General features: G+C 55.4%; 16 protein-coding genes, 3 rRNA genes and 3 riboswitches. Of the genes, 1 reads left to right on the top strand and 18 read right to left on the bottom strand.

The annotated features are described in order from the left end of the window. From purH to purE, 11 genes are all read right to left on the bottom strand, one after another. Complete coding sequence (gene purH / locus QSJ10_RS01450; protein WP_049626469.1) at positions 1 to 1,539, bottom strand: bifunctional phosphoribosylaminoimidazolecarboxamide formyltransferase/IMP cyclohydrolase; 1,539 nt, start codon at positions 1,537 to 1,539, stop codon at positions 1 to 3. Next, on the bottom strand, positions 1,502 to 2,134 hold the full coding sequence (gene purN, locus QSJ10_RS01445; protein WP_049624731.1) for a phosphoribosylglycinamide formyltransferase: 633 nt from the start codon (positions 2,132 to 2,134) through the stop codon (positions 1,502 to 1,504). The genes purH and purN overlap by 38 nt, the downstream gene beginning before the upstream one ends. Continuing rightward, a complete protein-coding gene (gene purM, locus QSJ10_RS01440; RefSeq protein WP_033016678.1) occupies positions 2,131 to 3,171 on the bottom strand; it encodes a phosphoribosylformylglycinamidine cyclo-ligase in 1,041 nt (346 codons plus the stop codon). The genes purN and purM overlap by 4 nt, the downstream gene beginning before the upstream one ends. Before the next feature lie 65 nt (positions 3,172 to 3,236). Further along, the gene (gene purF, locus QSJ10_RS01435) at positions 3,237 to 4,649 is read right to left on the bottom strand and encodes an amidophosphoribosyltransferase (RefSeq protein ID WP_053532549.1); all 1,413 of its coding nucleotides are present in this window, start codon (positions 4,647 to 4,649) and stop codon (positions 3,237 to 3,239) included. Then, complete coding sequence (purL, locus tag QSJ10_RS01430) at positions 4,625 to 6,853, bottom strand: phosphoribosylformylglycinamidine synthase subunit PurL (RefSeq protein ID WP_053532547.1); 2,229 nt, start codon at positions 6,851 to 6,853, stop codon at positions 4,625 to 4,627. The genes purF and purL overlap by 25 nt, the downstream gene beginning before the upstream one ends. After that, positions 6,837 to 7,523: a phosphoribosylformylglycinamidine synthase subunit PurQ gene (gene purQ / locus QSJ10_RS01425; protein WP_049626472.1), complete on the bottom strand. Its 687-nt coding sequence runs from the start codon at positions 7,521 to 7,523 to the stop codon at positions 6,837 to 6,839. The genes purL and purQ overlap by 17 nt, the downstream gene beginning before the upstream one ends. After that, entirely contained in the window at positions 7,520 to 7,774 is a 255-nt protein-coding gene (purS, locus tag QSJ10_RS01420; RefSeq protein ID WP_049624734.1) for a phosphoribosylformylglycinamidine synthase subunit PurS, read from the bottom strand. The genes purQ and purS overlap by 4 nt, the downstream gene beginning before the upstream one ends. Continuing rightward, on the bottom strand, positions 7,762 to 8,490 hold the full coding sequence (purC, locus tag QSJ10_RS01415; RefSeq protein ID WP_053532546.1) for a phosphoribosylaminoimidazolesuccinocarboxamide synthase: 729 nt from the start codon (positions 8,488 to 8,490) through the stop codon (positions 7,762 to 7,764). The genes purS and purC overlap by 13 nt, the downstream gene beginning before the upstream one ends. Before the next feature lie 75 nt (positions 8,491 to 8,565). Next, positions 8,566 to 9,861, bottom strand: coding sequence for an adenylosuccinate lyase (purB, locus tag QSJ10_RS01410; protein ID WP_033009942.1), 1,296 nt, complete (start codon positions 9,859 to 9,861; stop codon positions 8,566 to 8,568). Continuing rightward, positions 9,858 to 11,015 carry a 5-(carboxyamino)imidazole ribonucleotide synthase gene (gene purK / locus QSJ10_RS01405; RefSeq protein WP_033016685.1) on the bottom strand — a complete coding sequence of 386 codons (1,158 nt, stop codon included), beginning with the start codon at positions 11,013 to 11,015 and terminating at the stop codon, positions 9,858 to 9,860. The genes purB and purK overlap by 4 nt, the downstream gene beginning before the upstream one ends. Beyond that, positions 10,999 to 11,487, bottom strand: coding sequence for a 5-(carboxyamino)imidazole ribonucleotide mutase (purE, locus tag QSJ10_RS01400; RefSeq protein WP_033009939.1), 489 nt, complete (start codon positions 11,485 to 11,487; stop codon positions 10,999 to 11,001). Before purE ends, purK begins: the two co-directional genes overlap by 17 nt. A gap of 113 nt (positions 11,488 to 11,600) precedes the next feature. After that, positions 11,601 to 11,702: riboswitch (purine riboswitch) on the bottom strand. A gap of 147 nt (positions 11,703 to 11,849) precedes the next feature. Between purE and QSJ10_RS01395 the strand changes: the two genes are divergently transcribed. After that, on the top strand, positions 11,850 to 12,293 hold the full coding sequence (locus QSJ10_RS01395) for an Hsp20/alpha crystallin family protein (RefSeq protein WP_033016686.1): 444 nt from the start codon (positions 11,850 to 11,852) through the stop codon (positions 12,291 to 12,293). A gap of 240 nt (positions 12,294 to 12,533) precedes the next feature. Here the strand turns inward: QSJ10_RS01395 and rrf are convergent. From rrf to guaA, 7 genes are all read right to left on the bottom strand, one after another. Next, a 5S ribosomal RNA gene (gene rrf, locus QSJ10_RS01390) occupies positions 12,534 to 12,650 on the bottom strand. A gap of 152 nt (positions 12,651 to 12,802) precedes the next feature. Further along, a 23S ribosomal RNA gene (locus QSJ10_RS01385) occupies positions 12,803 to 15,730 on the bottom strand. Next, entirely contained in the window at positions 15,725 to 15,853 is a 129-nt protein-coding gene (locus QSJ10_RS01380) for a hypothetical protein (RefSeq protein WP_268760403.1), read from the bottom strand. The genes QSJ10_RS01385 and QSJ10_RS01380 overlap by 6 nt, the downstream gene beginning before the upstream one ends. 270 nt (positions 15,854 to 16,123) lie before the next feature. Beyond that, positions 16,124 to 17,682: ribosomal RNA gene (locus tag QSJ10_RS01375) — 16S ribosomal RNA — on the bottom strand. The 16S, 23S and 5S rRNA genes sit together here, the layout of an rRNA operon. Positions 17,683 to 18,179: 497 nt before the next feature. After that, positions 18,180 to 18,728: a GNAT family N-acetyltransferase gene (locus tag QSJ10_RS01370; RefSeq protein ID WP_033016802.1), complete on the bottom strand. Its 549-nt coding sequence runs from the start codon at positions 18,726 to 18,728 to the stop codon at positions 18,180 to 18,182. A 138-nt stretch (positions 18,729 to 18,866) separates the two neighbouring features. After that, on the bottom strand, positions 18,867 to 20,192 hold the full coding sequence (locus QSJ10_RS01365; protein WP_033016801.1) for an NCS2 family permease: 1,326 nt from the start codon (positions 20,190 to 20,192) through the stop codon (positions 18,867 to 18,869). A gap of 90 nt (positions 20,193 to 20,282) precedes the next feature. Then, positions 20,283 to 20,384, bottom strand: a riboswitch (purine riboswitch). Between the two features lie 88 nt (positions 20,385 to 20,472). After that, the gene (guaA, locus tag QSJ10_RS01360) at positions 20,473 to 22,005 is read right to left on the bottom strand and encodes a glutamine-hydrolyzing GMP synthase (RefSeq protein ID WP_053532828.1); all 1,533 of its coding nucleotides are present in this window, start codon (positions 22,003 to 22,005) and stop codon (positions 20,473 to 20,475) included. A gap of 82 nt (positions 22,006 to 22,087) precedes the next feature. Beyond that, positions 22,088 to 22,144, bottom strand: a riboswitch (purine riboswitch). Between the last annotated feature and the right edge of the window lie 250 nt (positions 22,145 to 22,394).

Raw genomic sequence — 22,394 nt, 5'->3', positions numbered from 1 at the left:
TTAATGTTTGAAATGGCGCACACCGGTAAACACCATGGCCATGCCGTACTCATCCGCTTTGCGAATCGAGTCGGCGTCGCGAATCGAGCCGCCCGGCTGAATGATCGCGGTAATGCCGGCTTTTGCTGCTGCTTCAACCGTGTCGTCCATCGGGAAGAACGCATCGGACGCCAACACAGCGCCAACCGCCTGTTCCCCGGCTTGTTCAATGGCAATGTTGGCCGCGCCGACTCGATTCATTTGCCCGGCGCCCACGCCGACCGTCATCCCATTTTTGGCGAGTACAATCGCATTCGATTTCACATGTTTGACAACCTTCCAAGCAAATCGAAGCTGTTCGCGCTCTGCCTCGGTCGGCTCGCGTTTCGTGACGATGTTCCATTCGGCGTCTTCAAGCGTATACTTATCGGCCTCTTGCACAAGCAAGCCGCCATTGACGGAAACGAGCGTTTTTTCCTTAACGTCCGGCGCGGCAAAATCAAGCGTCAACAAGCGGATGTTTTTCTTTTTCGTCAAAATGGCGAGCGCCTCGTCGCTGAACGATGGGGCGATGACGATTTCCAAAAAGATGTCGTGCATCCGTTCGGCTGTTTCTTTGTCCACTTCCCGGTTGACGGCGACAATGCCGCCGAAAATCGAGACCGGATCGGCCTCGTACGCTTTCGTAAATGCCTCAAGAAGCGTGGCACCGACCCCGACGCCGCACGGGTTCATATGTTTGATCGCCGCTGCGGCTGGCTCTTGAAATTCGCGAATGAGGTTGATGGCCGCATTGGCGTCGTTGATGTTGTTGTACGACAGCTCTTTTCCGTGCAGCTGTGCCGCTTTGGCAATCGAGAACGCCGCGCCGAGCGGTTTGGCGTAAAACGCCGCCGATTGATGCGGATTTTCGCCATAGCGCAACGACTGTTTTTTCGTGTAGGTGACGGTGAGCGTTTCCGGATACTCTTCGCCGGCAAGACCGGTCAAATATTCGGCGATCATCGCATCATACGCCGCCGTATGGCGGAACGCTTTCGCCGCCAGCTGCTGCCGCGTCTTTGCTTGGATCGAACCGGTTGTTTTCAGCTCTTCGATCACCATTGGATAGTCGGCCGGGTCAACGACAATCGCGACATCGGCATAGTTTTTCGCCGCCGCCCGCACCATCGTCGGGCCGCCGATATCGATGTTTTCAATCGCCTCGGCCAGCGTCACGTCCGGTTTGGCGATCGTTTGCTGGAACGGGTACAAGTTGACGACGACCAAATCGATCGGACGGATGCCGTGCTCTTTAAGCGCCGCTTGGTGGCGCTCATCGCTGCGCACCGCCAAAATGCCGCCATGGATGGCTGGATGCAGCGTTTTGACGCGCCCGTCCAAAATTTCCGGAAACCCGGTGACATCGGAGATCGAAATGACCGGAACGCCGGCCTCTTCAAGCGCCCGTTTCGTCCCGCCGGTCGAAATGATGTCGACGCCAAGTTCCGCCAATTGCTTTGCAAACGGAATGATCCCTTCTTTATTGGACACGCTGATCAATGCTCGTTTCACTGCCATCATTCTCGATCCTTTCTTCCTGTTGTTCCTTCTCCCCTAGCAGCATGCGCAACACCGCTGGATACAGCTCATGTTCAACTTGATGGATGCGCGCCTCAAGCACCTCGATCGGCTCACCGGGCACGATCGGGACGGCGCACTGGGCGATGACCGGCCCGGTGTCCATCCCTTCATCAACATAATGGACGGTGACGCCTGTTTCCAAAACGCCCGCCCGGTACGCCTGGCCGATCGCATCTTTGCCCGGAAACGCCGGCAGCAGCGATGGATGAATGTTGACGATTTTCCCTTCATAGACGGAAAGCAACGTCGGCCCGATCAAACGCATATAGCCGGCGAGCGCAATCCAGTCGATGCGCCGCTCCTTCAGCTCGCGCAAAATTTCGCTTTCAAACGCCGCCTTCGATGGATACTCTTTCGGCGAAAACACGAACGCCGGCACGTTTTCGCGCGCCGCCCGTTCAATGACTTTCGCCCCCGGGCGGTCGCACACCAAAAGCGCTACTTCCGCGGGCACCTCACCGCGCTTGGCTGCGTCGACGATCGCTTGAAAGTTCGTGCCGCTCCCGGACGCAAAGATCGCCAACCGTTTCATGCGCCGTTCCCTCCGGCAAACGACACGCCTTCCCCTTCGACGACTTCGCCGATAATGTATGCGGCCTCCCCTTGCTGGGCCAGCGCATCGACAACCGAGTCCGCCGCCTCCGGGCTGACCGCCATCACAAGGCCGATGCCCATATTAAAGACGGAAAACATCTCTTCTTCCTCAAGCCCGCCGTTTTGGCGCAACAAATCAAAAATCGGCAGCCCCGGCCATGAGCCGCGCTCAATGCGCGCACCCAGCCCGGAAGGCAGCATGCGCGGAATGTTTTCGATAAATCCGCCGCCGGTAATATGAGCCATCCCTTTGATCGTAAACGTCTGCAGCAAAGAACGCAACGGTTTCGCATAAATGCGTGTCGGCTTCAATAACTCCTCGCCGAGCGGAACCGCAAGCGGCTCGTAAATGCGGTCAACGTCCAACTTCGCTTGGTCAAACACGATGCGGCGCACGAGCGAGTAGCCGTTGCTGTGGAGACCGCTTGAAGGCAGTCCGATCAGCACATCGCTCGCTTGAATCGTTTGCCCGGTCACCAATCGTTCTTTTTCCGCAATGCCGACCGCAAACCCTGCCAAATCATACTCATTTTCCTCATACATTCCCGGCATTTCCGCCGTTTCCCCGCCGATCAAGGCGCAGCCGGCTTCGACGCAGCCGTCGGCCACCCCTTTGACGATGGCGGCGATTTTCTCCGGCACCGCCTTGCCGCAGGCGATATAGTCAAGGAAAAAGAGCGGTTCCGCTCCTTGGACAAGAATATCGTTGACACACATCGCGACGCAGTCGATGCCGATTGTATCATGTCGGTCAAGCAAAAACGCCACTTTCAACTTCGTGCCGACGCCATCCGTGCCGGAGACAAGCACCGGCTGGCGATAGCCAAGCGCCGATATATCGAACAAACCGCCAAAGCCGCCGATCCCGCCCAGCACTTCCGGGCGCATCGTTTTTTGTACGTGCTGTTTCATGAGAGCGACCGCTTGGTAACCCGCCTCAATGTCAACCCCTGCTTCTTTATATGCGTTTGCCACATTCCATCCTCCCTTTGGCCGCCATGCAGCCAACTTCACACCGAATCGCGTTCTCCATCGCGATGTTATTTCACCGTCAAGCACGGTCGGACATCCCGGCCGATGCGGGTTGGGTATTGGCCAGTGAAACATGCCAAACATTGCCCGCGCTCTGGCGAGACGTCCAGGCGCCCGATCGCCTCAAGCATCCCTTCCTGGCTGAGAAACGCTAGTGAATCCGCACCGATCAAGCGGCGAATCTCTTCGACCGAATGTTTCGCCGCGATCAATTCTTCCCTTGATGACGTATCAATGCCGTAAAAACAAGGATGGGTGATCGGCGGGGCGCTGATGCGCACATGCACTTCCACGGCCCCCGCTTCACGGAGCATCGTGACGATGCGCCGGCTTGTCGTCCCGCGCACGATCGAATCGTCGACCATCACGACCCGCTTGCCGGCCACAACCCCGCGCACCGGTGACAGCTTCATTTTCACGCCTTGCTCACGAAGCGCTTGTGACGGCTGGATGAACGTCCGGCCGACGTAACGGTTTTTGATGAGCCCTAATTCATAGGGGATGCCGCTCGCTTCCGCATAGCCGATGGCGACCGAAATGCTCGAGTCCGGCACGCCGGTGACGATGTCGGCCTCTGCCGGCGCCTCAAGCGCCAGCCGTTTCCCTAAGTTTTTGCGGGCCGTATGGACGTTGATGCCGTCGACATGGCTGTCCGGGCGGGCGAAGTAAATGTATTCCATGCTGCAAATCGACCGCGGCTGCCTAGGAGCAAACCGTTCCGAATGCACCCCTTCATGACTGATGATGAGCAATTCCCCAGGCGCCACTTCCCGCTCGTATGTGGCGCCGATGACGTCGAACGCGCACGTTTCCGATGCCACGACATACGCCGAGCCGAGCCGGCCGAGCGACAGCGGCCGGAAGCCGTGCGGGTCAAGCGCCACATAGAGCGCTTCTTCCGTCAGCAGCAAAAACGCAAACGCCCCTTCGATCTGGCTTAGCGCCTCTTTCATTTGCCCGACAAACGTCGGCGCTTGGCTGCGGCGGATGAGATGGGCGAACACTTCCGTATCCGATGTCGTCTGAAAAATGCTTCCTTGTCCTTCAAGCGCGAGCTTCAACTCGATGGCGTTCGTCAAGTTGCCGTTATGGGCGAGCGCCATCGATCCGGTTTGCGAGCGGAACAAGAGCGGCTGCACGTTTTCATAGCCGCCCCCGCCCGCCGTCGAATAGCGGACATGACCGATGGCCGCCGCCCCTTTGAGTGCATCGAGCGTGCCGCTTTGAAACACGTCCGTCACCAGCCCCAGTCCTTTATGACCGGATAAGCTCCCGTTATGCGCCGCCACGATGCCGGCCCCTTCCTGCCCACGGTGTTGCAGGCTGTGAAGCCCGTAATATGTGAGCCGGGCGGCGTCTTCATGCCCCCAAATGCCGAAAATGCCGCACTCCTCGTTCAATCCTTTGATTTCAGCAAGCATGGAATAGCCCCTTTCCAGACGTTTCGCATCTCGTCAACCGAAAGGCGGATGACCGTTTCCCCCTGTTCCCCGTTCACTGTCAAGATGCCGTCGTCTGTCACTTCGCCGATTCGCTTCGCTTCCACGAGCTGTTCAAACGCTTCCTGATGTTCTTTTTTCACTGAAACAACAAAGCGCGATTGCGTTTCGCCGAACAGTTCACTGACGAGGTCGCCGCCGACCGTCACCTTGGCGCCAAGCCCTAAAGCCCCCATCAGGCACTCCGCCAACGCGACCGCCAACCCACCTTCCGCCACATCATGCGCCGACGCCACGACCCCAGCGCGGATCGCCGCCAGCAGCTGGCGCTGGCGTCTTGCCTCCACCTCTAAGTCAATCTCCGGTGCTTTTCCGAAAATGCGGCCTTCCAGCCATTTTTGCAGCTCGCTGCCGCCAAACTCCGGCTTCGCCTCGCCGATCACGTAAATGAGGTCGCCCACTTGCTTAAATAGCTGGGTGGTAATATGCGAAAGGTCCTCAATGAGCCCGACCATGCCGACGACCGGTGTCGGGTAGACGGCCACACCGTTCGTTTCATTGTACAGCGAGACGTTGCCGCTCACGACCGGCGTCCCGAGCGCCCGGCACGCCTCGCTCATCCCGTCGACCGCTTTTTCGAGCTGCCAGAAAATCTCCGGCTTTTCCGGGCTGCCAAAGTTAAGGCAGTCCGTAATCGCGAGCGGCTTCGCCCCCGAACAAACGACGTTGCGCGCCGCCTCGGCGACGGCGATTTTCCCGCCCACTTCCGGATCCAAGTACAAGTAGCGCGAATTGCAATCCGTGGAGAGCGCAAGCGCCTTGTTCGTGCCGCGGATGCGCACGACGGCCGCGTCCGATCCGGGGGCGACGACCGTATTCGTCCGCACCATATAGTCGTACTGGTCATACACCCATTCTTTGCTCGCAATCGTCGGCTGGGCGAGGAGCCCGAGCAATGTTTGGTTGTAGTCTTCGATGTGCGGAATATACGGCGGCATCGCTTGAAATTCGCGGTAGTAAACCGGCTCTTTCGACGGCTTATGGTAAACCGGCGCGTCTTTCGCCAGCGCGTCCACCGGAATTTCCGCCGCCACCTCGCCGCGGAACCAGAGACGAAGCATTTTGTCATCGGTCACTTTGCCGATTGCTTTGGCCTCTAGGCCGTATTTGGCAAAAATCGCAGCGATTTCGTCTTCCCGCCCTTGCTTGACGACAAGCAGCATCCGCTCCTGCGATTCAGACAGCATCATTTCATACGGCGTCATGCCGGTCTCGCGCTGCGGGACGAGATCCAAATTCATTTCAATGCCAAATCCGCCTTTGCTTGCCATTTCGGCGGATGAACTCGTGAGCCCTGCCGCCCCCATATCTTGAATGCCGACTAACGCATCCGACTTGACTGCTTCCAAACACGCCTCCAGCAGCAGTTTTTCCATAAACGGATCGCCGACTTGCACGGCCGGGCGCTTTGCTTCCGACTGTTCGCTCAACTCTTCCGATGCAAACGTCGCCCCGTGGATGCCGTCGCGGCCCGTTTTCGCCCCGACGTACATGACCGTGTTGCCGACTCCTGTCGCAATGCCGCGCTGAATATCCTCATGGCAGATGATCCCGACGCACATGGCGTTGACAAGCGGATTCCCTTCATACGACGGATCAAACTGCACTTCACCGCCGACCGTCGGGATGCCGACGCAGTTGCCGTACCCGGCAATGCCGGCGACGACCTGCTCGAACAAATATTTGACGCGCGGCGACGTCAGTTCGCCAAACCGAAGTGAATTGAGCAGCGCGATCGGCCGCGCCCCCATCGAAAAGACGTCGCGGATGATGCCGCCGACCCCGGTCGCCGCCCCTTGATACGGCTCGATCGCCGACGGGTGATTGTGGCTTTCGATTTTAAACACCACCGCCAACCCGTCGCCGATGTCGACGATCCCGGCGCCTTCGCCCGGCCCCTGCAGCACGTGCGGGCCGTCGGTCGGGAATTTTTTCAGCACCGGCTTCGAGTTTTTATAGCTGCAGTGCTCCGACCACATTACCGAAAAAATGCCGGTTTCCGTGTAGTTCGGCAGCCTTCCTAAAATCGCCTCAATGCGCGCAAATTCGTCATCCGTCAATCCCATCTCGCGGTACAATTGTTGTTCTTTGATCATCGCCGCGCTCGGCTCAAGCAGTAACGACATGCGTCTCCCTCCAATAGTTGACGATCGATCGAAATAGTTTCAGCCCGTCCGCGCTGCCGAGCAAGGCGTCGACCGCCCGCTCCGGATGCGGCATCATGCCAAGCACATTGCCCCGCTCATTGACGATACCGGCAATATCCATGAGGCTGCCGTTCGGGTTTTCCCCATGGTAGCGGAACACGATTTGCTTGTTTTCCACTAAGCGCTCGAGCGTCTGTTCATCGCAATAATAATTCCCTTCACCATGGGCGATCGGAATCGTAATGACTTCCCCTTTTTCGTAGGCGGATGTAAACATCGTCCCATTGTTTTCCACCACAAGCTGCACCGGCCGGCAGATGAACTTCAACCCTTGATTGCGGCGCATCGCCCCAGGAAGCAAGCCGGCTTCAAGCAAAATTTGAAACCCGTTGCACACGCCAAGCACCGGTTTTCCGGCATCAGCCGCCTGTTTGACGCTAGCCATTACTTTCGAAAAGCGGGCGATCGCTCCGGAACGCAAGTAATCGCCGTACGAAAATCCGCCCGGAAGCAAAACGGCGTCAAACCGGTCCAAGTTGTCCTCATCATGCCAGACGTACTCGACTTCCTCGCCAAGCTCATCGGCGATCGCATGATACATGTCGACGTCGCAATTCGATCCCGGAAATACAACGACGGCAAACTTCATCGGGCGACGGCCTCCTCAATTTCATAGCGGTAATCTTCAATCACCGGATTGGCAAGCAGCTTTTCGCACATCTCGCGAACGATCTCGTTGATGTCGCGGCCGCTCTCTTCCATCACAAGCTCCATGAACTTCCCGATTCGTACATCTTTCACTTCCGTATATGACAAGCTGTGCAGCGCCCCTTTCACCGCGGTCCCTTGCGGATCCAACACACTTTCGCGCAGCGTCACATATACTTTTACCTTGTACATGCCGATTTTCCCCCTAATCGTTGTAAAATGACTTCATACGCCTCCGTCAAGCTGCCGAGATCGCGGCGAAACACGTCTTTATCGAGCTTCTCGTTCGTGTCAGCGTCCCACAGCCGGCACGTATCGGGCGAAATCTCGTCGGCTAAAACAATCGCCCCGTCCGCCGTGCGGCCGAACTCCAGCTTAAAATCAATTAATCTCACCTTTCGTTCCACAAAATGGGCGCCCAGCACGTCGTTCACTTTGAGCGCTTCGCGTTTCAACTGGTCAATCTCCTCGCGGCTGGCAAGTTTTAAAATCGCAATATGGTCTTCCACGAGCAGCGGGTCGCCAAGATCATCGTTTTTGTAGTAAAACTCGACAAGCGGCGCCTCAAGCGGCGTTCCCTCCGCCAAGCCGATGCGTTTCGCTAAGCTGCCCGCTACAACATTGCGCACGACCACCTCAAGCGGAATGATCGTCACCTGTTGGACGAGCTGCTCGGTCGGCGACAGCTTTTCAAGAAAATGATTGGCGATGCCGGCTTCGCGCAGCTTCAAAAACAACAAGCTGGAAATCTCGTTATTGAGCCGCCCCTTGCCGGCGATCGTCGCCTTTTTCCCGCCGTTAAATGCGGTCGCGCTGTCTTTGTACTCGACCCAAAGCACGCCCGGCGCATCGGTCGCGTAAATCTTTTTCGCTTTTCCTTCGTACAGCAGCTGTTGTTTTGTCGGCATGATGAACGCCTCCGTTATCCAGAAGATTGAAAATTTTCCGCTCGGACAGCCGGCCCAAAGCCAGCCGTTTTCTGCTCAATCCAATCCTAAGCGGGCAAAAATCGTATCGACGTGTTTCAAATGATGGCGGTAGTCAAAGCAATCATCGAGTTCCTCTTTGGTGAGCCGGCTTGTAATCCGCTCATCCGCCTCAAGCAGCGAGCGGAACGGCACTTGTCGCTCCCACGCTTCCATCGCTTTCGGCTGCACCAAATCGTACGCTTCCTCGCGCGTCATCCCTTTGTCAATCAAAGCGAGCAACACGCGTTGCGAGTAAATGAGCCCGAACGTGCGCTCCATATTTTTCTTCATATTTTCCGGGTAGACCAACAAGTTTTTCACAATGTTCGCGAACCGATTCAGCATATAGTTCAACGCGATCGTCGCATCCGGCAAAATGATGCGCTCAGCCGACGAATGGGAAATGTCGCGCTCATGCCAAAGCGGCACATTTTCATACGCCGTCACCATATACCCGCGAATGACGCGCGCCATGCCGGTCATATTTTCCGAACCGATCGGATTGCGTTTATGCGGCATCGCTGATGAGCCTTTTTGCCCTTTCGCGAAAAACTCCTCGACTTCACGAACCTCACTTTTTTGCAGGCCGCGAATCTCAACGGCGAACTTTTCAATCGATGTCGCGATGAGCGCGAGCGTCGCCATATAGTAAGCGTGGCGGTCGCGCTGCAGCGTCTGCGTCGAAATCGGCGCTGGCGTCAGTCCGAGCTTCTCGCACACATATTGCTCGACAAACGGGTCAATGTTGGCATACGTGCCGACCGCTCCGGAAATTTTCCCGACTTCCACCATCTTGGCTGCTTGTTCAAACCGCTCCAAATTCCGGAGCATTTCGGCATACCAAAGCGCCAGCTTCAGCCCGAACGTCGTCGGTTCGGCATGGACGCCGTGCGTGCGCCCCATCATGACCGTATATTTATGTTCGCGCGCTTTCTCTTTCAATACTTGAATGAAGTTTTCCAAATCGCGCCGCAAAATCGCGTTCGCCTGCTTTAACAAGTAGCCGAGCGCCGTATCGACGACATCGGTCGACGTGAGACCATAATGCACCCATTTCCGTTCCTCGCCGAGGGTCTCCGAAACCGCCCGCGTAAACGCTACGACATCATGGCGCGTTTCTTCTTCGATTTCCTTAATGCGGCGGATGTCAAACGACGCGTTTTCCCGCAAGCGGCGGACGTCCTCTTTCGGAATGACGCCAAGTTCGGCCCACGCTTCGCAGGCAAGCAACTCCACCTCAAGCCACGCCTTAAAGCGGTTTTCCTCCGTCCAAATGGCTCCCATTTCCGGTCTCGTGTAGCGTTCAATCATCTTCGTTCCAGCCTCCGATCTTGCCAAATTTGCCACGACTCGATTCGCCTCAGCGCTTCCTCAACATCGTCCGCCAGTACGGTCACATGGCCCATTTTTCGCTTCGGCTTCGCCTCATGCTTGCCGTATAAATGGAGATAGGCTGCGCCGCCGAGCGCCCCGATCTGCCCGATGGCCGGTCCGACGTGCTCCCCTAAAAGGTTCACCATCACAGCCGGCTTTAACAACTCCGTCGAGCCGAGCGGCCAGTTGCAGACGGCGCGGATGTGCTGGGCGAACTGCGACGTCGCACATGCATTGATTGTATAATGACCCGAGTTGTGCGGTCTAGGGGCCAACTCATTAATATAAATATCCCCGTCCGCCGTCAAAAACATTTCAACGGCCAGCGTCCCAACGAGCGAAAACGATGCGGCCAACACTTCCGCGTAGCGAATGGCCCGCTCTTGCACGCTTTCCGGAATTCGGGCCGGAACGATCGTTTGATGCAAAATGTTCTCGACATGAACATTTTCCGCCACTGGAAAAACAGCCGTCTCACCATCGAGGTTGCGGGCGACAATGACCGACATTTCTTTCACAAACGGCACCCAGCCTTCCAAAATGCATGGGCCAAGTCCAAGCAAATCAGCCGCTTTGGCTAGATCGCCTTCGCCGCGCAGCACATATTGCCCTTTGCCGTCATAACCGCCGCGCCGCGTTTTCAAGACGCACGGAAAGCCGGTCATGGCAACGGCCTGTTCCAACTCATCCCATCCGTCCACTTCCCTATACGGCGCCACCGGCAACCCGGCTTCGACAATCACCGCTTTCTCCAGCGCCCGGTCTTGCGTCACCGCCAGCAGCCGGCTTCCTTGCGGGACATAGGCGTTTGCCTCCAGCCACTCAAGCGCCTGCGCATCGATATTTTCAAATTCGTACGTAATGACATCGCTCACGCGCGCCAGTTCAGCTATCGCATCCAAATCATGGTACGGCGCGGTGATTTCCACATCGGCTACTTGCCCGCACGGGGAATCAGGCGTCGGATCCAGCACGGCGATGCGAAACCCCATCTCACGCGCTGCCAAAGCCATCATCCGCCCGAGCTGCCCCCCACCGATAATGCCGATCGTCTGTCCGGGAACAATCCACCGCTTAGCCAAGCTGATCACTGCTTTCCACGACTTGTTTTCGAATCGCTTCCCGCCGCGCTTTGAGCGCCTCCATATAGCGCGGCTCAAACAGTCCAACGATCGACACCGCGAGCAACCCGGCGTTCGTCGCCCCCGCCTTGCCGATCGCCACCGTCGCCACCGGCACCCCACCCGGCATTTGCACGATCGACAATAATGAATCCAAACCGTTCAACGCCTTCGACTGCACAGGAACCCCAATCACCGGCAGCGTCGTTTTCGCCGCAATCATCCCCGGCAAATGAGCCGCACCGCCGGCCCCAGCAATAATGACTTTAATGCCCCTCTCCTCCGCCGTTTCTGCATACCGAAACATCTCATCCGGCGTCCGATGCGCCGACACGACTTTTTTCTCAAACGGAATCCCCAATTCCTCAAGAACAGCGCAAGCATGCCGCATCGTTTCCCAATCCGAATGGCTTCCCATCACAACCCCGACGATCGGGCTCATACGTTCCACCCCTTTAATACAAAACAACAAAGCCCAGAACATACATTCCCTCTTATAAGCGAGGGAAAGCATCGTTCTGGGCTTTGACAGTTGCTGATCGAAAAAAAAAAGCCAAAACCGATCCTTTCCCTCATAGTCCAATCATTTACGGTGATTGGGTAGAGACTTTTGGGCCATATTCCCAAAATTATATGAGGGACATTGCGATACACTATGAAGCTACTTTTATATTAACAAGTTTTGAAACAAAGTGTCAAGACAAAATCGAACATTTAATATTTTTAAAAAGGAAATGTTCGTATTTTATCAATCACCAAACAGACGGGGCGGCATATGATGAAGGAGCAGAGGAGGGAAACGCCATGGCTGATCAAAACCCGTTCACACCGTTTTCCGATTGGACAAAGCATTGGGAGCAGTTTTTCCAAACCGATTTTTGGGGGAGCATTCAGCCGTTGCTGCCGTCGGCAAACAAATCATCATCCGGCATGAACCTATACAAGAAAGACAACGAACTGCTCATCGTCATTAGCCTTCCCGGACTGAAAAAAATCGAGGACGCGGAAGTGTATGTATCATACAAAACGCTGGAAGTGAAGGCGACAGTCAATCTCAACTTTAAAGGGTTTGAATTAGTAGAAGAAGGCATTTTCCAAGGCCGGTTTGAAAAAACCGTTCCACTGCCATTCCCGGTCAAAGAGGACCGCATTGAAGCGACATACCATCATGGCCTGCTCTTCATTCACTTGCATCGCCTCATTCCCAAAGAACCCAAAAAGAAAATTATGATTAAAAAAGGGGAATGATCGTCCCAATAGGCAGCAGACCGTCAACCGCCGCATATAAAAAAAGAGGGTGTCCCATGGCGTGCAGGACACCCTTTCGCAAGTTTCCGTTTCCTGTCGCTTTTATGAAAAAGGGGGTCTAGGAAACGATGATCACGCTTTACATTTTGGGGGAGAGGATTAAAAATGGCGTCATTCAAAATGACTCATTTGAAATAGGCAAAAAAATGAGAGAACCAAACAGCTCCCTCATTTTTGCCTGCCTAGCAGCGACCTACTCTTGCAGGGGCGCTGGCCCCAACTACCATCGGCGCTGGAGGGCTTAACTTCCGTGTTCGGGATGGGAACGGGTGTTTCCCCTCCGCTATCACCACTAGGCAAGCGATTCAGTTTCGACATCATTTATTATACTTAAAAAATAAATGTTGTCAAGAAGGAAAGTCATTCCTTCAAAACTAGATAACCGTTTCGGGAAGAAGCCGGGACGCTTTCACTTTTCATTGTCTAGCTCCGGCTCGCCGCCGCTTTTCTAGGTTAAGCCCTCGATCGATTAGTATCCGTCAGCTCCACGTGTCGCCACGCTTCCACCTCGGACCTATCGACCTCGTCATCTTCGAGGGATCTTACCCGCCTGACGCGGTGGGAAATCTCATCTTGAGGGGGGCTTCACGCTTAGATGCTTTCAGCGCTTATCCCGTCCGCACATAGCTACCCAGCGGTGCCCCTGGCGGGACAACTGGTACACCAGCGGTGCGTCCATCCCGGTCCTCTCGTACTAAGGACAGCTCCTCTCAAATTTCCTGCGCCCGCGACGGATAGGGACCGAACTGTCTCACGACGTTCTGAACCCAGCTCGCGTACCGCTTTAATGGGCGAACAGCCCAACCCTTGGGACCGACTACAGCCCCAGGATGCGATGAGCCGACATCGAGGTGCCAAACCTCCCCGTCGATGTGGACTCTTGGGGGAGATCAGCCTGTTATCCCCGGGGTAGCTTTTATCCGTTGAGCGATGGCCCTTCCATGCGGAACCACCGGATCACTAAGCCCGACTTTCGTCCCTGCTCGACCTGTCCGTCTCGCAGTCAAGCTCCCTTGTGCCTTTGCACTCTCCGAATGATTTCCAACCATTCTGAGGGAACCTTTGGGCGCCTCCGTTACCTTTTGGGAGGCGACCGCCCCAGTCAAACTGCCCGCCTGACACTGTCTCCCACCCCGATCAGGGGTGCGGGTTAGAATTTCAATATCGCCAGGGTGGTATCCCACCGCCGCCTCCACCGAAGCTGGCGCTCCGGCTTCCCAGGCTCCCACCTATCCTGTACAAGCGATACCAAAATTCCATATCAGGCTGCAGTAAAGCTCCACGGGGTCTTTCCGTCCTGTCGCGGGTAACCTGCATCTTCACAGGTAGTATAATTTCACCGGGTCTCTCGTTGAGACAGCGCCCAAGTCGTTACACCTTTCGTGCGGGTCGGAACTTACCCGACAAGGAATTTCGCTACCTTAGGACCGTTATAGTTACGGCCGCCGTTTACTGGGGCTTCGGTTCGCACCTTCGCTTCCGCTAAGCGCTCCCCTTAACCTTCCAGCACCGGGCAGGTGTCAGCCCCTATACGTCGCCTTTCGGCTTCGCAGAGACCTGTGTTTTTGATAAACAGTCGCTTGGGCCTTTTCACTGCGGCTCGTTCGGGCTCTTCACCCAAACGAGCACCCCTTCTCCCGAAGTTACGGGGTCATTTTGCCGAGTTCCTTAACGAGAGTTCTCCCGCGCGCCTTAGGATTCTCTCCTCGCCTACCTGTGTCGGTTTGCGGTACGGGCACCTCTTCCCTCGCTAGAGGCTTTTCTTGGCAGTGTGAAATCGGGGACTTCCGGATGACTCCGTCGCCATCACCGCTTGGCCTTACAATCCGCGGATTTGCCTACGGATCAGCCTTGCGGCTTGGACAGGCTCTTCCAGCCGCCTGCTCGCCCTATCCTCCTGCGTCCCCCCATCGCTCAAACGGGAAGGAGGTGGTACAGGAATCTCAACCTGTTGTCCATCACCTACGCCTTTCGGCCTCGGCTTAGGTCCCGACTAACCCTGAGCGGACGAACCTTCCTCAGGAACCCTTAGGCTTTCGGCGCAGAGGATTCTCACCTCTGTTTTCGCTACTCATACCGGCATTCTCACTTCTAAGCGCTCCACCAGTCCTTCCGGTCTGGCTTCAACGCCCTTAGAACGCTCCCCTACCGATGACCAACGGTCATCCCGCAGCTTCGGCGGCACGTTTAGCCCCGGTACATTTTCGGCGCAGAGTCACTCGACCAGTGAGCTATTACGCACTCTTTAAATGGTGGCTGCTTCTAAGCCAACATCCTGGTTGTCTTTGCAACTCCACATCCTTTTCCACTGAACGTGCACTTTGGGGCCTTAGCTGGCGATCTGGGCTGTTTCCCTCTCGACCACGGATCTTATCACTCGCAGTCTGACTCCCGGGCATAAGTCGTTGGCATTCGGAGTTTGACTGGGTTCGGTAACCCGATGAGGGCCCCTAGCCCAATCAGTGCTCTACCTCCAACACTCTCCATCCCGAGGCTAGCCCTAAAGCTATTTCGGGGAGAACCAGCTATCTCCAAGTTCGATTGGCATTTCACCCCTACCCACACCTCATCCCCGCACTTTTCAACGTGCGTGGGTTCGGGCCTCCAGCCGGTGTTACCCGGCCTTCACCCTGGACATGGGTAGATCACCTGGTTTCGGGTCGACGACGACGTACTTTTCGCCCTGTTCAGACTCGCTTTCGCTGCGGCTCCGCCTCTTCGGCTTAACCTCGCACGCCATCGTCACTCGCCGGTTCATTCTACAAAAGGCACGCCATCACGCATGAACGCGCTCTGACTACTTGTAGGCACACGGTTTCAGGTTCTCTTTCACTCCCCTTCCGGGGTGCTTTTCACCTTTCCCTCACGGTACTGGTGCACTATCGGTCACTAGGGAGTATTTAGCCTTGGGAGATGGTCCTCCCTGCTTCCGACGGGATTTCCCGTGTCCCGCCGTACTCAGGATCCGCTCGGGAGGGAACGAAGTTTCGACTACAGGGCTGTCACCTTCTCTGGCCGGCCGTTCCAGACCGGTTCGTCTACCCCGTTCCTTTCTCACTCCCACAATGAGCGGTCCTACAACCCCAAGAGGCACGCCTCTTGGTTTGGGCTGTTCCCGTTTCGCTCGCCGCTACTCAGGGAATCGCGTTTGCTTTCTTCTCCTCCGGGTACTAAGATGTTTCAGTTCCCCGGGTGTGCCCTCCATGCCCTATGGATTCAGGCATGGATACTGCCCCATTACGGACAGTGGGTTCCCCCATTCGGACATCTCCGGATCAACGCTTGCTTACAGCTCCCCGGAGCGTTTCGGCGTTTGCCCCGTCCTTCATCGGCTCCTAGTGCCAAGGCATCCACCGTGCGCCCTTTCTAGCTTAACCTACAGCGCTCTCGGCTTCTTCCTTATTGTCTAGCGTCGGCTCGCCGCCGCTCGGGGTCAAATAACCTTCGCCTTCCGGGTGCAAGCACCCTTGCAGGCGAAGAACATTTGCCCATCGCGGCAACCCGCGAGCCTCCGCTTTTCCGGTTATCTAGTTTTCAAGGAACGATTTTTGTCATTGAGAGAACATGACTCGTTCCCTCAAAACTGAACGAAACGAAAGCGCTGTGTATCGACAGTTGGCCATTGCGGCCTCCACTTTTCGTCTTGTCTAGCTCCAGCGCCTGGCTCTCTTCTGCCAAATAACCTTCCCCCTCGGGGTGCCAGCACCCCTCCGGGTGAAGAACATTTGGCTTCGAGAGCCGAACGCGGCGCTTCCGCTTTTCGTCCTTAGAAAGGAGGTGATCCAGCCGCACCTTCCGGTACGGCTACCTTGTTACGACTTCACCCCAATCACTTGCCCCACCTTCGGCGGCTGGCTCCCGTAAGGGTTACCTCACCGACTTCGGGTGTTGCAAGCTCTCGTGGTGTGACGGGCGGTGTGTACAAGGCCCGGGAACGTATTCACCGCGGCATGCTGATCCGCGATTACTAGCGATTCCGGCTTCATGCAGGCGAGTTGCAGCCTGCAATCCGAACTGAGAGCGGCTTTTTGGGATTCGCTCCCCCTCGCGGGTTCGCAGCCCTTTGTACCGCCCATTGTAGCACGTGTGTAGCCCAGGTCATAAGGGGCATGATGATTTGACGTCATCCCCACCTTCCTCCGACTTGTCGCCGGCAGTCCCTCTAGAGTGCCCAACCGAATGCTGGCAACTAGAGGCGAGGGTTGCGCTCGTTGCGGGACTTAACCCAACATCTCACGACACGAGCTGACGACAACCATGCACCACCTGTCACCCTGTCCCCCCGAAGGGGGAACGCCCAATCTCTTGGGTTGTCAGGGGATGTCAAGACCTGGTAAGGTTCTTCGCGTTGCTTCGAATTAAACCACATGCTCCACCGCTTGTGCGGGCCCCCGTCAATTCCTTTGAGTTTCAGCCTTGCGGCCGTACTCCCCAGGCGGAGTGCTTATCGCGTTAGCTGCAGCACTAAAGGGTGTGACCCCTCTAACACTTAGCACTCATCGTTTACGGCGTGGACTACCAGGGTATCTAATCCTGTTTGCTCCCCACGCTTTCGCGCCTCAGCGTCAGGTGCAGGCCAGAGAGCCGCCTTCGCCACTGGTGTTCCTCCACATCTCTACGCATTTCACCGCTACACGTGGAATTCCGCTCTCCTCTCCTGCCCTCAAGTCCCCCAGTTTCCAATGACCCTCCACGGTTGAGCCGTGGGCTTTCACATCAGACTTAAGAGACCGCCTGCGCGCGCTTTACGCCCAATAATTCCGGACAACGCTCGCCCCCTACGTATTACCGCGGCTGCTGGCACGTAGTTAGCCGGGGCTTTCTCGTGAGGTACCGTCACCGCGCCGCCCTCTTCGAACGGCGCTCCTTCGTCCCTCACAACAGAGCTTTACGACCCGAAGGCCTTCTTCGCTCACGCGGCGTCGCTCCGTCAGGCTTTCGCCCATTGCGGAAGATTCCCTACTGCTGCCTCCCGTAGGAGTCTGGGCCGTGTCTCAGTCCCAGTGTGGCCGGTCACCCTCTCAGGCCGGCTACGCATCGTCGCCTTGGTGAGCCGTTACCTCACCAACTAGCTAATGCGCCGCGGGCCCATCCGCAAGTGACAGCCCAAAGGCCGCCTTTCAACCGAAGACCATGCGGTCTTCGGTGTTATCCGGTATTAGCTCCGGTTTCCCGGAGTTATCCCGGTCTTGCGGGCAGGTTGCCCACGTGTTACTCACCCGTCCGCCGCTGACCGAATCAAGGCAAGCCCCAATCCGGTCCGCTCGACTTGCATGTATTAGGCACGCCGCCAGCGTTCGTCCTGAGCCAGGATCAAACTCTCCAAAGAAAGTTGATTGGCTTTTGCTTCGGCCCATGCGGACCTCCGCTTTTCGTATTGTCCAGCTTCGGTCCGCCGCCGCTCGGGGTCAAATAACCTTCGCCTTCCGGGTACAAGCACCCTTGCAGGCGAAGAACATTTGCCCGTCGCGTCGACCCGCGGACCTCCGCTTTTCGTCGCGCTTCGTTTCGTTCAGTTTTCAAGGAACGATCAATCTCTTCATCGCCAGAAGAATTACTTCCTCAAAAGCGACTATTATAATGTATCATCTTTTCGTTTTTTTGTCAACACTCTTTTTTTGTTTTTTTTTGCCGCATCGAAGCGGCTTTATTAATATAGCATCTCCATTTTGATATGTCAAATGTTTATTGCAAAGGGAGTCGGTCAAGATCCCTTAAAGATGTGCATGGCTTTTCGGCACTACCACTACCATGATGGCATTGTTCACAATGGAATCAGACATGCAATCCCTTATGGGGGAAGAGCCATTTTTCCGCATCCCCCCCTTATTCACATTTCTCCCATTCTCTCGCTAGCATCCCGTACACAACATGGTCGACAAAACGATCGTAAAGCCACTCCGCGTCTCGAATCGTTCCTTCATTTGTAAATCCCAGCCGTTCTGGAATCGCTCTGCTCCGGTGATTTTCTGTTGCACAGCGGATTTCAACGCGATTCATCCCTTGCTCTGTAAACAAATAGTCGATGCACGCCTTGCATGCTTTCGTCATCAGCCCCATTCCTTGAAACGATTCGCCAAGCCAATAGCCAATGCTCGTTTTTCGATTCGCTCGATCCATATAATGAATTCCGATCACACCAGCCAATTGGCCGCGGTGCCAAATCCCGGCCTCAAAGCCGTTTCCAGCAGCAAACTTCTGCAACCCTTGAAAGATAAACGTTTTCGAATCCGCTACTGTTTGGGTTGAATCCACCCATGGGAGCCATTGACGCAAATGTGGGCGGCATGAATCAATTAACGCAAAAAGCGATTCCGCATCTTCCATTGTGAGCAACTTTAGCCATGAATGTTCCTCTAAGCGATGGATAAACATCGTTCATTCCCCTTTCATCATTTCTTCCATTATAGCACATCACCTTCCACACTCTGTCGTCCCCGCTACGCTCTTGTCAAAAAAAAGACTGTTCCCACGGCAGCCAATCCGCCTTAGGAACAGCCCTTTATTCCTCTTCTATTCCCGCAAAAAGACGAAGTAGCAGATAAAGACGACAAACAGGACATACAACAACGGATGAACGTCTTTACCACGGCCTTTCAACAGCATCGTGATCGGGTAAAAGATGAAGCCGACAGCGATGCCGGTGGCAATGCTATAGGAGAGCGGCATCATGATCAAGGTGAAGAACGCCGGCACGGCGACTTCGAACTTTTCCCAGTCAATTTTGCCGATCGACGAAGCCATCAACACCCCGACGATGATGAGCGCTGGTGCGGTGACCGGTGCGGTAATGACGCTCAGGAGCGGGGAGAAGAACAGCGCCAGCAAGAACAAAATCCCCGTCACGACCGCGGAAAACCCGGAGCGTCCTCCAGCAGCGACGCCGGCCGACGATTCGATATACGATGTCGTCGTCGATGTGCCAAACACCGCCCCAACCATCACCGCTGTCGCGTCAACAAGCAACGCTTTGTCGGCGCGCGGCAGTTTATTGTTTTTCAACAACCCGGATTGGTTGGCGACAGCTAGAAGGGTGCCAGTCGCATCGAAAAAGTCAACGATAAAGAATGTCAAAACGACGCCAAGCATTTTCCACGAGAAAATGTCCGGCAAGTGTTCAATCGCGACGCCGAACGTCGGCGAAATATCCGGAATCGCGCCGACAATTTGCTTCGGCACTTCAATTAAACCGAAGATCATGCCGACGACAGCCGTAATGACCATGCCGTAAAAGACCCCGCCGTTTACCTTTTTCACCATTAAAACAACGGTGATGAACAATCCGAAAATGGCGAGCAGCGTATTGCCGTCTTTCAAATCGCTCAATCCGACCAGCGTGGCGTCGTTATTCACAATGATCCCAGCGTTTTGCAGGCCGATGAACGTGATGAACAGCCCAATTCCGGCACTGACGGCATATTTCAGTTCAATGGGAATGGCATCGATGATTTTTTCTCGAATGCCGGTGAGCGATAAAATCGTAAAAATGATGCCGGAAACAAACACTCCCGCCAAGGCCGTTTGCCACGGAATGCCCATATGCAAGACGACCGTGAAGGCGAAGAAAGCGCTCAGCCCCATCCCCGGCGCCAAGGCGATCGGGTAGCGGGCCAGCACTCCCATTAAAATCGACCCGTATGCCGCCGCCAAAGCCGTGGCGACAAAGACGGCTCCTTGGTCAATGCGGAGTTCGTCAGGAAAATCTTTCACCGCCCCTAACGACAAGGTAAATGGGTTGACGAACAAAATGTACGCCATCGACAAAAACGTCGTCAGCCCGGCGATGATCTCCGTCCGATAATTCGTGCCGAGCTCATCAAACTGAAAATACTTTCTCACGTCTGTCCCCCCTATAAAGAATAAAAACGCTTCTGCAGCTACCAGAAGCGTTGACTAAGAAGGAATGACGAACAGAGAGAGGACATCGGCTCTCTATTTCACATCCCTCGTAGTCAAGCTATTTACGGTAGCTTGGTAGAAACTCCCGAGCCATATTCCCGGGATTATACGACGGAATTCGACAATATTCATGATTCCACAGCTATTGTATCAGCCTGTCGGTCGCTTGTCAAGAAAAAAGACGAACATTTCTTTGGAAATGCTCGTCTTTTGTTCGTTTTTATTCCCACTCAATCGTCGCCGGAGGCTTGCTTGTAATGTCGTAGACGACGCGGTTGACGTGCGGCACTTCGTTGACGATGCGCGTTGAAATGCGTTCCAACACATCCCACGGAATGCGGGCCCAATCGGCGGTCATCCCATCGATCGAGGTTACGGCGCGGATGGCGACCGTATAATCGTACGTGCGGGCATCACCCATCACCCCGACGCTACGGATGTCGGGAAGAACAGTGAAATATTGCCAAATGTCGCGGTCCAACCCCGCTTTTTTCACTTCTTCGCGCAAAATCGCATCCGATTCGCGGACGATTTCCAATTTTTCTTCCGTCACCTCGCCAAGGACGCGAATGCCAAGCCCCGGACCCGGGAACGGCTGGCGCCAAACGATTTCGTCCGGAATGCCTAATTGTGTGCCAAGAGCGCGCACTTCGTCTTTAAACAGCGTATTGAGCGGTTCGATCAGTTCGAATTTCATATCTTCCGGCAAACCGCCGACGTTATGGTGCGATTTGATCGTTTGCGCCGTCGCCGTGCCGCTTTCGATAATGTCGGTATAGAGCGTCCCTTGCACTAAAAATTCAATGCCTTCAAGCTTCGCCGCCTCATCGTCAAAGACGTAAATAAACTCGTTGCCGATGATTTTCCGCTTTTGTTCCGGATCTTTGACCCCTTTTAGTTTCGCCAAAAAGCGGTCTTTCGCATCGACTTTGATGACATTCATCTGGAATTGCTCACGGAACGTCTTCATGACGCTTTCCGCTTCGCCTTTGCGAAGAAGGCCGTGGTCAACAAAAATGCAGGTGAGCTGATCGCCGATAGCGCGGTGCACCAATACAGCCGCAACCGACGAGTCAACCCCGCCGCTTAAGGCGCACAACACTCTTTTTTCGCCCACTTGTTCGCGGATGCGACGCACCTGCTCATCGATGAAGTTTTCCATCGTCCAGTCGCCCCGGCAGCCGCATACATCGAAAACAAACTTCTTCAACAAATCGTTGCCGTAGACCGAGTGGCGCACTTCGGGATGAAACTGCACTCCATACCACTTCCGCCGTTCATCGCTCATCGCTGCGATCGGGCAGGAAGGGCTTGTGGCATCTACGACAAAGCCGTCAGGCAGAGCGGTAACCAAATCGCCATGGCTCATCCAGACGACTTGTTCGTCCGGCAAACCGTGGAACAACAGGGAGTCATGTTTCACTTGAATGAGCGCCTTCCCGTACTCGCGGTGCGACGCCTTTTCCACTTTGCCGCCTAAGTGGTGCGCCATCAGCTGCATCCCGTAGCAAATCCCTAAAATCGGCAGCCCGAGCTCAAAAATCGCTGGGTCGCATGTAAACGCTTGTTCATCATACACGCTGTTTGGACCGCCCGAGAAAATGATTCCTTTGGCGTTCAGCGCACGAATTTCCTCAGCACGGATCGTGTGCGGATGCAGTTCGCTGTAGACGCCAAACTCTCGGATGCGGCGGGTAATCAGCTGGTTATATTGACTGCCAAAGTCCAAGACGACGATCATTTCTTGGTTCATGTTTTCCACCCCGTCAAAAAAATAACGCTGCCGTTGCCCAAAACGTGGATGAAGGCAGAATAGCAGCGTCTTCTGCCTTCATAGTCGGGCCGTTTACGGCGGCCCGGTAGAGACGCACAAGCCATATTCTTGCGCTTATGTCAACTACCCCCACTTCGCTAACGCTTGAAGTGGGGGCTTGCAACTCCCCAGAAGTGCAAACGGACTTCGTCCTCCTTCCTTGACTTGGGGTTGCATCAGGGGGCAGGTTGACGACTACCCAACGACGCAGGTCATGCCTGCATCGTTACCGATTCTCTCGGTGTGTCTGTTGGCAGTACTTGGCTTCCACACACAACAGACGGACCTACGCTCGATGTTTTACGGTTACAACGTTTTCTGTAACCAAC

This window comes from Geobacillus stearothermophilus ATCC 12980, assembly GCF_030369615.1.
GTDB lineage: Bacteria > Bacillota > Bacilli > Bacillales > Anoxybacillaceae > Geobacillus > Geobacillus stearothermophilus.
This window is presented reverse-complemented; position numbering and strand designations above follow the sequence as displayed.